This is a genomic window from Metabacillus halosaccharovorans (assembly GCF_002019635.1).
GTDB lineage: Bacteria > Bacillota > Bacilli > Bacillales > Bacillaceae > Metabacillus > Metabacillus halosaccharovorans.
In genome coordinates, this window is the sequence record NZ_KV917372.1 from 1,055,378 (window position 1) to 1,068,747 (window position 13,370).

At 34.8% G+C, this 13,370-nt stretch carries 12 protein-coding genes; 7 read left to right on the top strand and 5 right to left on the bottom strand.

Annotated features, from left to right (window positions below):
- Positions 1–141: 141 nt before the first annotated feature.
- Positions 142–2,469 carry an immune inhibitor A domain-containing protein gene (locus tag BK577_RS19505; protein ID WP_078435328.1) on the bottom strand — a complete coding sequence of 776 codons (2,328 nt, stop codon included), beginning with the start codon at positions 2,467–2,469 and terminating at the stop codon, positions 142–144.
- Positions 2,470–3,049: 580 nt separating this feature from the next.
- Here BK577_RS19505 and mreBH point away from each other — a divergent pair.
- From mreBH to BK577_RS19515, 3 genes are all read left to right on the top strand, one after another.
- Complete coding sequence (mreBH, locus tag BK577_RS19510; RefSeq protein WP_078434484.1) at positions 3,050–4,057, top strand: rod-share determining protein MreBH; 1,008 nt, start codon at positions 3,050–3,052, stop codon at positions 4,055–4,057.
- Positions 4,058–4,292: 235 nt separating this feature from the next.
- Positions 4,293–4,430, top strand: coding sequence for a protein YkpC (locus BK577_RS26125; RefSeq protein ID WP_169908390.1), 138 nt, complete (start codon positions 4,293–4,295; stop codon positions 4,428–4,430).
- Between the two features lie 24 nt (positions 4,431–4,454).
- Positions 4,455–4,721 (top strand): hypothetical protein, encoded by a 267-nt coding sequence (locus BK577_RS19515; protein WP_078434485.1) that lies wholly within the window; start codon positions 4,455–4,457, stop codon positions 4,719–4,721.
- A 66-nt stretch (positions 4,722–4,787) separates the two neighbouring features.
- Here BK577_RS19515 and BK577_RS19520 read toward each other — a convergent pair whose 3' ends face one another.
- Entirely contained in the window at positions 4,788–5,954 is a 1,167-nt protein-coding gene (locus BK577_RS19520; RefSeq protein ID WP_078434486.1) for an acyl-CoA dehydrogenase family protein, read from the bottom strand.
- Positions 5,955–6,121: 167 nt separating this feature from the next.
- Between BK577_RS19520 and BK577_RS19525 the strand changes: the two genes are divergently transcribed.
- Together BK577_RS19525 and BK577_RS19530 are read left to right on the top strand one after the other, a co-directional pair.
- Entirely contained in the window at positions 6,122–7,354 is a 1,233-nt protein-coding gene (locus tag BK577_RS19525) for an aminopeptidase (protein ID WP_078434487.1), read from the top strand.
- 84 nt (positions 7,355–7,438) lie between these two features.
- The gene (locus BK577_RS19530) at positions 7,439–8,353 is read left to right on the top strand and encodes a CobW family GTP-binding protein (protein ID WP_078434488.1); all 915 of its coding nucleotides are present in this window, start codon (positions 7,439–7,441) and stop codon (positions 8,351–8,353) included.
- 58 nt (positions 8,354–8,411) lie between these two features.
- Here the strand turns inward: BK577_RS19530 and BK577_RS19535 are convergent, their stop codons facing one another.
- Positions 8,412–10,031: an ABC-F family ATP-binding cassette domain-containing protein gene (locus BK577_RS19535; protein ID WP_078434489.1), complete on the bottom strand. Its 1,620-nt coding sequence runs from the start codon at positions 10,029–10,031 to the stop codon at positions 8,412–8,414.
- 334 nt (positions 10,032–10,365) lie between these two features.
- Here BK577_RS19535 and BK577_RS19540 point away from each other — a divergent pair, with 334 nt between their 5' ends.
- Positions 10,366–10,566, top strand: coding sequence for a cold-shock protein (locus BK577_RS19540; RefSeq protein ID WP_026560538.1), 201 nt, complete (start codon positions 10,366–10,368; stop codon positions 10,564–10,566).
- A gap of 329 nt (positions 10,567–10,895) precedes the next feature.
- The gene (locus BK577_RS19545) at positions 10,896–11,318 is read left to right on the top strand and encodes a hypothetical protein (RefSeq protein WP_078434490.1); all 423 of its coding nucleotides are present in this window, start codon (positions 10,896–10,898) and stop codon (positions 11,316–11,318) included.
- A gap of 27 nt (positions 11,319–11,345) precedes the next feature.
- On the opposite strand, the gene BK577_RS19550 is transcribed toward BK577_RS19545, so the two are convergent.
- Together BK577_RS19550 and BK577_RS19555 are read right to left on the bottom strand one after the other, a co-directional pair.
- A complete protein-coding gene (locus BK577_RS19550; RefSeq protein WP_078434491.1) occupies positions 11,346–12,233 on the bottom strand; it encodes a CPBP family intramembrane glutamic endopeptidase in 888 nt (295 codons plus the stop codon).
- Positions 12,234–12,308: 75 nt separating this feature from the next.
- Positions 12,309–13,226, bottom strand: a complete 918-nt coding sequence (locus BK577_RS19555) for an aminoglycoside phosphotransferase family protein (protein ID WP_169908392.1) — start codon at positions 13,224–13,226, stop codon at positions 12,309–12,311.
- Positions 13,227–13,370 lie beyond the last annotated feature (144 nt).

The following is a 13,370-nucleotide window of genomic DNA, read 5'->3' on the forward strand; positions in this document are numbered from 1 at the left end:
CAACCAAAATATATTTTAGTTCATCGAATTATGATAGTGAATATTGTTTTTGGGTTTATTGAGAAAAAAATAACATTTATTACAGAAAAAGAAAAACTAACTCATTTCCCTCCGAATGAAGAGTATGAGTTAGTTATTAATTTATTTATAAATCCATACAGCGCCTGCCGAGTTGTCTTTTGCTTCGCCAATCACCTCAAACTTTAAGCCATGATTTGGAATAAGTCGACCAGCATCCGGGATTACAGAATCGATATACTTATTGGAATCATCAAACTTTTTCACTCCTTTGAGACCTACAAATTCGTATGCTCCACGTGTAGGAGAATCCACAAAGAAACTTGGCGTTTTATCCAATGAAAACGCAGCATCTGCAATTTGATAACGAGTACTTTGAGCTACAGTTTTCTGTCCGTTTAATGTACCATAGACCGCCTTAGGATGTGAATCAACAACACCAAGGAAACCTTGGCCCGGATGAACACCCACCCAGTTATCTGTGTAGCTTTCATCTGCGTACCAAACTAGCAAACCTGTATTATATACTGCTTCACGAGAATATGCTAAAGCTTTATCAGATCCAGCGTAGTTTCTCCACTCAAGATAGTAATGATTATTCGCTTTTGAAAACCCGTTAGAAGTAATAAATCCATCTAATGTTACTAACGCTTCACTTTCTGCATCATCTGAAAAAATTTCTGTGCCATCAGCTGTAACTGAAATGTTATCAAGAGCAAATCCTTGTGGAGCTAAGCCTCCATCTGTTACATATTCGAAAACAAGTTTAACCTTTTCACCTGCAAATTGACTCAAATCATATGTTTTTTCCACCCATTTACCATTTGTCGTTTCCATACCACCTTCAGTATTTTCATCACCGATTACGTCTAACTGAACAGTTTGTCCATCGCTTGTTACAGCATTTACATAGACATAGTCATAATCATATTCAACTTCAAACCATTGCAACGCCTTAAATTCTGCAGATGTTGCATTTGTTAAATCAAATTCCGGTGTTAGAAGATTTGTATGAAGGTCGTCACCTTTTGTGCTGTAGTAATAATTCTCCCCTCCAGCTTCATCAGGCAAGAAACCCTTAACATTTTTCTGTGGTAAATTTACTTTTACTATACCAGGGTTCTTTGATTTTGTTACACTTTGATCAATATACGATGCAATACCTAGTTTCGTAATCTGTTCATAATCTACCTCTAATATGTTTGCCCAATTACCTCCCATAGTCGTTTGGAAGAACTCCTTATTTTGCGGAGAAAAACTTGTAGGGGCTGTTCCAGCAATTTTACCATTCCAGCTTCCACCACTCATGATCGACCATGAAGCAACAGGCTCACCTTGCCCTGTATATTGTGTATCGTATTCATCTGGCAACCCTAAATCATGACCAAATTCATGTGCGAAAACACCAACGGCTCCATCCTCGGGTTGAATTGTATAGTCAAACGCACCCATTTGACCTCCCCAATAGTCAACATTAGCTTGAGATCCAGGGATAGAATAGACGCCATCTAATGTCCAGCGATGAGACCAAACAGCATCATCTCCAAGCTGTCCTCCACCCGCTTCTTGACCTGTACCTGCGTGAATAATCATAAGATGATCGACTAAACCGTCTGGTTCATTTTGATTTCCATCACCATCTAAATCGTATAAATCAAACTCATCAAATTCGGATAAATCTATTCCATTTTCAACCGCAGCATCCAACGCCTCTTTTACTAAATCACGCGGCCCCTGAGGATCCAAGTTGTCATGTCCTCCTTCAGGGTTATCATCACCATAGTCAGCTGCCTTACCTGGGACTGTCAGCCAATCTGATACCGTACCATCTACCGTATAGCTTCCACCTGACTGTTCTTCATAATATTGTTTAAACGTTTTCACTTTGTCTCCGTTAAACAGTTTGAATTCTTTATCACCAAACATTAACTTTTCATAATGCTCTCGATTAAAGTCTTCAGCATACATATATCCATCTTCTTGAACAACATTATTGTGTTTAAAATCTTCAAATTCAGTCAAAAGAACTAAAACCTTATCCTTGCGGACATCGCCATTGTAAGGTGCCTGCTTTGCTGATTTTACTTTCACTGCACCATTTGGTTTACCTTTTTTATAATTTTCATGACCTTTGCTAAGTTGTTTAGCTAGCTTGTCCTTTTGTTTTGTAAGAAAATCCTTTGTTTTCTTGTCCATTAACACTTCATCTTCATGTTTATCAGATACCTTACCAGGCTTCTCACCTTGTTTTTTCTCAACATATTCCTTTACTGCATTTTTCACTTGCTGACTACTAGCATTCTTCGAAACAAGACCTTGTTCTTTTAATGAGTTTGCTAATCTTTCTTCAGGAATAATATTCCAATCAATAGGTGCAGATTCTTGTACTTTACTCACTGCTTGGACGTTTGAACCATTAGGTAAATATGTACTAAATAAAAGTCCCCCCATAACGACCGAGCTCGCGGTAATTTTTAACGTGGTTTGCCACCGCCTGTTTTTCTCCTGTTTACCCCTATTCAATTTCCTCACTTAAATCCCCCTTCATTTAGTAGAAAGTCTTTAGAATTCAAATGATTCTACTAAAATTATTAAATACTACAACATTATTATAATCCTTATATGAATATAATAAATAGTTCGAATATTCTATTTTCTGAAAATTAAAATAAGTTCTTTTTCCCTATATTCCTCTCATTATCTAGGTCATTATAAGTAGTTTTACAACTTCAAAAATAACTTAATTTATCAATATTCCTGGCAGTTTTTCTCACGAAGAATATTACTTTGTCAGACAAACAACACGATTTCACATGGATTATTTTGATTTGGCCTCTCTACTTTAAATTACTTTAGCTTTAAAGCTTTTAACTATTAAAGAATATTATTCTAAAAAATATATTGAAAGTTAAATATTACATTTATGACAAAGGAATGACGTTCTCTTTTCAACTCGAGGAAAGCCCCCAAAAAACAACAAAGTTCTACAAACTCTATATATAAGTTATGATGAAAAGAGGTAGTATAAATTATGTTTTCAACAACTGAAATTGGAATAGATCTAGGAACAGCCAATATACTTGTTTATACAAAAAACAAAGGAATTATCCTGAACGAACCATCTGTAGTCGCTATTGATACTGTTTCGAAGAAGGTATTAGCTGTTGGTTCTGAAGCCAAAAACATGATTGGAAAAACACCAGGCCAAATTGTAGCCGTTAGACCGCTAAAAGATGGTGTTATCGCTGATTATGACATTACCACCGATATGTTAAAACATATAATGAGAATTGCATCAAAAAAGCTAGGAATGTCCGTAAGAAAACCGACAGTTGTTGTTTGTACACCTTCAGGAGCAACCTCTGTGGAAAGAAGAGCAATACAGGATGCAATACGTAGCTCAGGAGCTAAACAAGTTCATTTAATTGAAGAACCTGTGGCGGCTGCCATTGGTGCTGATTTACCAGTAGATGAACCGATCGCTAACGTAATTGTTGACATTGGCGGAGGGACTACTGAAGTAGCAATTATTTCATTTGGCGGTGTTGTTACGTGCCACTCCATTCGGATAGGCGGAGATCAATTAGATGAGGATATCATTCAATATGTACGTAAACATTACAACCTATTAATTGGTGAGAGAACGGCCGAACAAATGAAAATGGAGATTGGTTATGCATTAATTCAACATGAAAAGGAATCAATGGAAATCAGGGGTCGGGATTTAGTGACAGGATTACCAAAAACAATAACTGTCACATCTACCGAAATGCAAGAAGCAATGAAAGAGTCACTGCTACACATTTTAGAAGCAATTCGAGCGACACTAGAAGATTGCCCACCGGAATTAAGTGGTGATATTGTAGACCGTGGTGTCATCTTAACCGGAGGCGGTGCATTAATGAAGGGACTGCAAGAATGGGTAAGTGAAGAAATGATTGTCCCGGTTCATATAGCTCCTAATCCGTTGGAATCAGTTGCAATAGGTACAGGCAGATCTCTTTCTGTGATAAACAAATTACTAAGAGTAGCAAAGTAATTCAAAAATTAACAAGATAAAAGGATTAAACCTACTTCATCAAAGGAAACATGATACAAGTAGGTTTAATCCTTTTTTATTATAAATATGAGCCTCTTTTCTATCTTTCCAAGAATTTTCACAAAATAAGTTGCATCAATTCTTTTATTCATGAATACATTATATCTGGTTTACTAGTGGTAAAAAGTTATGATTTGTTTTTTATTTAATCAATAATACCTAAGGAGGTACATGAGTGAAAGATCTAAGTAGACGTTTTATCATCAGTTTAACATTAGCGGTTATTATTATGGGTGGCATGAGTGTTTCACTAGCAAATATGCCAGGTACTCCTACTGATAATGATGAAATTGTGCAAGCTGTCAGCGAATAAGAAAAAGTGAGGTTTTTAGGAAGTATGTTTATTGAACATAAAAACACTACTCAACATATCATCCCATTTTCATTTCCTATTACTGCTCTGTTTTTATTTTTTAGCGGGTGGGGAGGCTCCTATACAATTCCCGTCTTTGTTATTATTTTAATGTTTGGATTCGCATATTCATTTGTATCGATGATGAACAAAAAGGCTTTAATTGGATCGATTATAAATCTCTATGTAATCGGAATATTAATGTTTGGAGGTGCAGTATTGTATTTTATCGGGTTTGCGGCTGATATATAAAATATACATATAAAAAAAAGCATTCAAGGGGTTAATGTCTACATTACCCTACTTGAATGCTTTTAATTACTCACTAAAAGCCCGATCACCTAAAATTTTATACGTGATATCATCGGAAGGTGGATTATGCAATCCTGCCCTCACATCACGATAATACCTTTGAAGAGGATTTGAAGAGTACAAACTTTGACCGCCAACTATTCTCATTGCTAAATCAACTACTTCTACTGCTGTGTTCGTGACAATCATCTTTGTTATTGCTAAATCGTAAGCCAACTTCCCTCTCTCCTGTTGAGGTGATTCATCCCATTTATCAGCTGTGGTATATAATAATGTTCTTGCAGTCGTTAACTTAATATCTATTTCCGCGATCTTCCGCCTTACCTCTGGCACCTCTTTAATAGGATGAGGCAGGCTTGTCGGCTGATAGGTTTTTGCAAAACTAACAGCTTCATTTCTCGCAGCAAGAGCTATTCCAATGTAACAGGCTGGAATATGAAGCAGCCATCCTTGAGCTGACGGTCGCTCCTTCTTCTCTTTTCTTTCAACTAAAGCACTCTCCTGAAGGCGAACATTAGTTAAGATAAGGTCATCACTTCTTGTTGCACGCATGCCAACAGTATCCCACGTTTCTTCAATTACAACTCCCGGTGTTTCTCTAGGGATTAGAAAATCCCCGATTTCACCTGTTTCTTCAATTGTTGCAGGAACAATAAAATAATCAAGAGCTGGAGCTAATGATGTAAAGATTTTTTTTCCGTTAATAATCCAAGTATCGTTTTCTCGAACTGCTGTCGTCTCCGGTTTTCCTCCTCTCGCCGGACTTCCTGAGTTAGGTTCTGTTGCAGCACTATTAATTAATGTTTTATTTAATATGACATCTTGGCAAACACGCTTATATATCTCTTCATCCCATTTTTTTGTTGCGTGTAAATGCATCATTAACCCTAAATGCCAACCTAATGACAAAGCAGTCGCACCATCACCCTGCGCAATTTTTTCCTGAACTAATAAAAATTCATATAAACTTAATCCATGTCCCCCGAATTCTTTAGGAATGGTAAGCTGAAGGTATCCTTCTGTCTTTAATGCATCAAAATTTTCAAATGGAAATGCTCCATTCCGATCATAATAGTCTGCTCGTTTAGCGAATTCCTTAGATAACTTTTCTGTTTTCATTAGCCATTTTCTTTGATCTGATGTTTTAATAAATTGTTCATCCAAATAATTCACGTCATCACCTCGTTACTTCCTATTGTATTCATTTTCCATTCTAACTGAAAGTAATTTAACTTATGAAAGGGCTTTAACATTTCATCTATTGATTTGTTTTGTTACAATAATAATGAAATGAGTTTAGCAGTTTTTACATATTTTCCTGATAAGAAGGAGTGTTTAATTTGACAAATTTTCAAAAAAGCTTGGAGAAATATGCGGACCTTGCTGTTCGTGTAGGAGTTAATCTTCAACCAAACCAAAATTTAACAATAAACGCATCAATAGAAGTAGTTGATTTTGTTCGCCTTGTTGTAAAAAAAGCATATGAGGCAGGTGCTCGAAATGTTTATGTTGAGTGGAGCGATGATGTGATCACTCGAACTCGTTTTGAACTTGCTTCTGAAGAATCTTTAAGCGATTATCCTGAATGGAAAGCAAGAGGTCTTGAGACTTTAGCTGAAAATGATGGTGCATTTATGTCCATTATCTCTTCTGATCCTGATCTTTTAAGCGGTATAGATCCAAAGAGAATCGCTGCATCGACCAAAGCTGCCGGAATGGCACTATCAAAGTATCGAAATTATTTACAAGCAGATAAAGCTAGTTGGTCTGTTATTGCAGCTGCTTCAAAGAAATGGGCACAAAAGGTCTTTCCAAACGAACATGAAGACAAACAAGTTGAAAAGCTATGGGAAGCTATTTTCAAGACAACTCGTGCGGATCAGGAAGATCCTGTCACAGCTTGGAATCAGCATAATGAAAACTTACATACAAAAGTGGATTACTTAAATAATAAAAAGTATAAAAAGCTTCACTATAAAGCTACGGGAACAGATTTGACAATCGAACTTCATGAAACTCATACCTGGGTTGGGGCTGGAAGTGAAAATGAAAAGGGAAATTTCTTTATGGCAAATATGCCTACAGAAGAAGTTTTTACGGTACCACTACGAAATGGTGTAAACGGTATTGTGAAAAGCACAAAACCTCTAAGCTATAGCGGAAATTTAATTGATAATTTTTCACTAACATTTGAAAATGGAAGAATTGTTTCTGTACAAGCAGAAAAAGGTGAAGAAGTATTAAAACAACTTGTTGAAACAGATGAAGGTTCACACTATTTAGGAGAAATTGCATTAGTTGCACATGATTCACCTATTTCTCAATCCGGTATCCTTTTTTACAACACACTTTTTGATGAAAATGCATCAAATCACTTAGCAATCGGAAACGGTTATGCATTTTGTGTAGAAGGCGGAAAGAAAATGTCTCGTGAAGAATTAGAAAAAGTAGGTGTAAATTCCAGCATAACACATGTTGACTTTATGATCGGTTCAGCTGACATGAATATTGATGGTATCAGAAAAGATGGAACATCTGAAGCGATCTTCCGAAATGGAACATGGGCTTTTTAGTTTTATAATGGGCTGACTGTTGTCAGCCCTTTTCATAAGGAAAAACAGGACAATAGTTTATTTGTATAGATAAGGAGTTTTTTTATGAAGCAAGTCGAAGTATATATTTTATCTGGTTTTTTAGGTGCTGGAAAAACCACACTTCTTCAAAATATCCTTTCAGAGGAACAACAGAATCATCGTAAAATAGCCGTCGTAATGAATGAACTTGGTGAAGTCTCAATCGATTCAAATATGATCCCTGAAGAGACTCCTCTAAAGGAACTGCTAAATGGCTGTGTTTGCTGTACGATCCAAGGGCAGCTTGAAGTACAGTTAGAAAACATGCTTCGAGAATATGACCTCGATGCTATATATATTGAAACAACTGGTGTTGCACACCCAATCGAAGTCTTGGATGCCTGCTTGTCCCCGCTTTTCGCAGAAAAACTTGAAGTAAAAGCCATATTAACAATAGTGGATGCAAATAGGTGGCAAAATCGAACCGGTTTAAGCATTCAATTACGTAAATTACTGATCGAACAAGTTGAACATGCAGATGTTGTTCTTCTTAACAAAGTTGATTCTTTATCTGAAAGTGAAAAAGCAAAGATCGTCTCTGAAATACAATCAATAAATCCAACGGGTAAACTGTTTATGACTGAATTTGCCAGAATTCCTCTATCATCCATTCAGATAAATAAAATGAACAAGAAGCAACAACATGAACAAGCACATGTTCACAATCATCTTCACCTAAGAAGCTATGTACATACTTTTGCTAATCCGATCGATTTAGAAAAATTTGAAGATTTTTTGAGAGAGATGCCTGATACAATCTTTCGTATAAAAGGCTATATTCGTTTTAGTCATTCAAAAGAATCATTTCTTTTTCAATATTCCTACGGTATGCCTCTATATATGAAGGAGCCAGTGAATCGAAAACAAACTCTTGTATTTATTGGAGAAAACTTAGATCATTCCATGTTACAAAAGCAGCTAAATACTCTAGTGATTTAAGCTCAAAACAAATAAGCCAAGCGTCTATGTTTAGATGCTTGGCTTATTAAAACATTTTTTAAATGTAAAGTTCTTTCACTTGTTTTTGAACTTGTTCATCTTCAAGAAATTCATCGTATGTCATTTGTTTATCTACAGTCCCGTTTGGTGTTATTTCGATGATACGATTTGCAATTGTTTGGACAAATTGGTGGTCATGAGATGTAAAAATCATTGCACCTTTATAAACTGTTAAACCATTATTTAACGCTGTAATAGATTCTAGATCCAAGTGGTTTGTAGGCTCATCTAATAACAGGACATTCGCTCCGCTTAACATTGCTTTAGATAGCATGCAACGAACTTTCTCTCCCCCGGATAAGACGCTTGGTTTTTTCAATACTTCTTCTCCAGAAAATAACATTCTTCCCAAGAACCCGCGTAAAAAGCTTTCACTTTGATCATTTGGAGAATATTGACGCAGCCAATCGACTAATGTTGGCTCATCACCTTTGAAATACTCTCCATTGTCTTTTGGAAAATAAGCCTGTGACGTCGTTACACCCCATTTAAATGTCCCGCTATCAGGCTCCATTTCTCCCGCTAAAATTTTAAATAATGTAGTAATCGCAATCTCGTCACGACCAACTAACGCAATTTTATCTTCCTTGTTCATAATAAAGCTTATATTATCTAAAACTTTTACTCCATCTATTGTTTTAGATAATCCTTCTACACGTAATACATCGTTTCCGATTTCACGTTCTGGTGTGAAGTTTACATATGGATAGCGACGGGAAGAAGGTTGAATATCATCTAGGGTAATTTTGTCTAATAATTTTTTTCTTGATGTTGCCTGTTTTGATTTAGATGCATTCGCACTAAATCTAGCAATGAAGTTTTGAAGTTCTTTAATTTTTTCTTCTTTTTTCTTATTTGCTTCCTGGCCTAATTTTAATGCTAATTGACTTGACTCATACCAGAAATCATAGTTACCAACATAGATTTTGATCTTAGAAAAATCAAGATCAGCAATATGTGTACATACTTTATTTAAGAAGTGACGGTCATGTGATACAACGATAACCGTATTTTCAAAGTTAATAAGAAACTCTTCCAACCACTGAATTGCATGAATATCAAGGTGGTTTGTCGGCTCATCTAGTAACAGAACATCAGGTTGGCCAAATAATGCCTGTGCTAATAAAACCTTGACCTTATCTCCACCCGTTAGTTCAGCCATTTTTTTCGAATGAAGCTCTTCAGTAATTCCCAGACCTTTTAGAAGTATAGCTGCTTCACTTTCAGCTTCCCATCCGTTTAGTTCGGCAAATTCTCCTTCAAGCTCAGCTGCTTTCATTCCATCTTCATCTGTAAAATCTTCCTTCATATAGATCGCGTCTTTTTCTTGCATAACCTCATAAAGACGTTTATGCCCCATTATGACTGTTTTTAGAACTTCAAACTCTTCGTATTCAAAATGGTTCTGTTTTAATACCGCTAATCGTTCCCCCGGTGCCATACTCACATCACCAGTTTGAGCTTCAATTTCCCCTGATAATATTTTTAAAAATGTCGATTTTCCAGCACCATTAGCACCAATTAATCCATAACAGTTACCAGGTGTAAATTTAATATTTACATCTTCAAAAAGCTTTCGATCACCAAATCGTAAGCTAACATTTGTCACTTGAATCATATAACTCCTCCATTAATAAAGGGTTGTCTACCCTATTTCTTTAAAAGTAAGTATTTTTACTACTATATATACTTTTATGGACATGCCTATTATAATGGATAATCATAGTGATAGCAATGAATACAACAAATCAATCCACTCTTAGAAAAAAGAAGATTTTTTAATAATACCTATTCACTATTTGCTTTTCCCTTTTATTTCTGTTATGATAAGTAAGAATTATTTTTGTTCGGTCTGTAAGGAAAGAATAAGTGGTTTAAACTTTTCGCCTTTGATATCTAATTGAGCAAGGATAGTAATAAAACGTGGAATTTCCACACAGGAGGCAACAATTATGCAACAAGGTACAGTAAAATGGTTTAACGCAGAAAAAGGTTTCGGTTTCATCGAAGTTGAAGGTGGAGACGACGTATTCGTACATTTCTCAGCTATCCAAGGCGAAGGATTTAAATCTTTAGACGAAGGTCAAAAAGTTTCTTTTGACACTGAGCAAGGTCAACGCGGTCTTCAAGCAGTTAACGTTACAAAATTATAATTAACTGATTGATATAAGACATGAAGGTCTCTATTTTAGAGGCCTTCTTTTTTTTATAAAAAATCCGCCGAGTTATAGTTATACTTATACTCAACATTTAAAATCATTCATTTAGTCGATTAATCTTCGAAATTTCTTGAAAATAAAAAAGCCACTCAAAAATGAGTGGTCGAAGTCTTGCTACAAGTATTAAAATGGTACCTCTAGCATACCACATAATTAAAAATAAACCTAATTCTTATCCTTCCTTTTACTCTATTCCTCTTTTTAAGTATATTTCATCTGAAATTTGTTAACGATTTTAGGGTATAGAATGGAGGTTTACATTAATGTTTTCAACACGTGGGGATGCACATAAATTATACTTGAAATTTAAAAGGATATCAGACAACGGTGAACCATTACATGAATTAAATGAACTAAGAGAAATATCTACTATGAAAACATTTTATAAAAAAATCGATACCGCGACTTTGGAGAAAATCTATTATCGAATGTTAAAAGAAAAAAATGGAATGGGAATGATACCTGTTTTTGTTTCGGCAGGACCATGGCTGCTGTTTCTATTCTCCAAACAACTTCAAGAATTTTTATTCACAAACGGAAGTATGCCATTTTTTATTTTCATTACAGTTTATCTGTCCATTTTAATCCTTAGCGTTATCTTACACTTTAGAGAAAAGGCATGGGCAACCATACATTTGACCTTAATTGAGCATATTCTGGAAGGTCGGAATAACAGCTTTATTTAAAAAAGCATGCATAGTTTGCACGCTTTTTTAGATTGCAGCTTTTTTATTTTTCCTAAAAACAATAATGGAGAATATAATCCCGGTCACGATTGTTGTTAAAGTTGATATCATGGCATTCACATTTGTCGTGACAAACAAGGAAGGAATATCACCATATACAGTGTCCTCCATTGTTAAAAATAGACAGAGAAACATATTATTTGCTGCATGAGCACCAATTGAAAATTCGGAACTATTTGTTTTGATAGAAATATAGGTCCATATAAAGCCCATAGAAAGGTAATCTAACGCAACCCAAAATGCTCCATATTCCATCTCAGGATTAAAGAAATGAAGACTTCCAAAGATTCCACCAACAATAATAGTTAAAATAATTGGATTTTGTGTAAATTTCCCTCCCCACTGCAGTAAAAAGCCCCTAAACAATAATTCCTCGGAAGTTGTTTGAATAGGTACAAGGAAAATAACAGCTACTAATAACCATAGAAACCTCGACAAATCAAAGTCATTCAAGTGATAATCATTAGGAAAAATTATAAAATCAATAAAAGAAAAAACACCCAGAATTATAAGGAAAACCAGAAAGCCATACCCAATTTTTCCCCAATTAAGCTTATCGGCTGGGGTAATGATCGAAATAAATCTTCTTTTTAATATAAATTTAACAGCAATAAATAACCCAATAACCAATAAGATACTCTGAAGATGCAATAAATAAAGGTCTACAAGCGGATCTGTTACTAAACCTGTTTCGATATCAAGAAGGCCAGGGTTTATGACTTCACCAATGATTAAAGCAACTATGTATGCAAGAGTACCTAAAATAACCATAAAAGCTAATATAACAAGAAGTGAACTAATATAGCGTTTATGAGAATTTTTTCCTTCTTCAATTTTTATAAAATTTTGACTCATCATCAATCTCCTTCATGAATGTTTTATCTTACTAATTTTAACTTAGTTTTACATAAATTAACATCATAAAAGATTTTAGCTCCGTTTACTTTTTTTCATTAAACATTCAAATGATCTAACGATGCTCCATGTATGTTCATTTACTTTACCAAAGTCTTCAATATCCCAATATAAACTTAGGATAGAATGGCAAAAGCCCCATAAAATGATTCGATCTTTTTTTAAAAGTAATTGGTCAACTAGTATGTCAATCCGCCTTTCCAAAACCTCTAAATAATTCTCCGAAGGTACTTTATTCAAGAGAAATTGAATAACATCATATTCTCTTTCTCCAATTAGGCCTTTAGGATCGATAGCAATCCATTTATGATGATTTGAGAATAAAACATTATGATGATGAAGATCACCATGAAGCAAAAATAACTTTTCAATTGAACTTGTAAGTTCTGAGAAAATTATTTCTGCTTCAATTAACATATCAGCTGTAATCGGTCCAATTCCATCCTTATGATGGAAACGAATCTTTTTAAACTCTTCTTCTCTTTGAAAAATAGTTAATATTGAACTTTTTGGTGGAACATCAGTCCACAAATTTTTCATAACATTCGCCATAATGAATGTTGCATCTTCATCATTGTTAACGGTATATAGCTTTTCTCCCGGCGAAATATGTTCCAAAACTATTATCCCTTTATCAACCTCTACATCTAGTAATCTTACTATCGTACTACTCTGTAAATAGGTTAACGCCTCAACCTCTTGTAAAAATTCTTTTCCATGGGGCACAACAAATTTTACAACAATAAAACTACCATCTTTTTTTACTGCAGGAGCAACAAAATTATAAGATAATTCATATGGTTGGAGAATGTCACAATCCCATTTTAATTCACAGTAACGCTTTAAGTCATCAAAATCTTCTAGCCATTTATCTCCTTTTTGCTTATGAATTGACTTTATAGTCCTGACAAACTGATCTGGTAAATAACTCATCGCTTCCCCCATAACTTTTATTTAACTATATATTCGATATCCTTCTCTACAATCCTTTTCGTCTTAAATTGACCGTTATTGCCAAAAGATACGATTTACTTAAACAAAAAAACAAACTATGGTAAAATAGATTATCTTAATCAT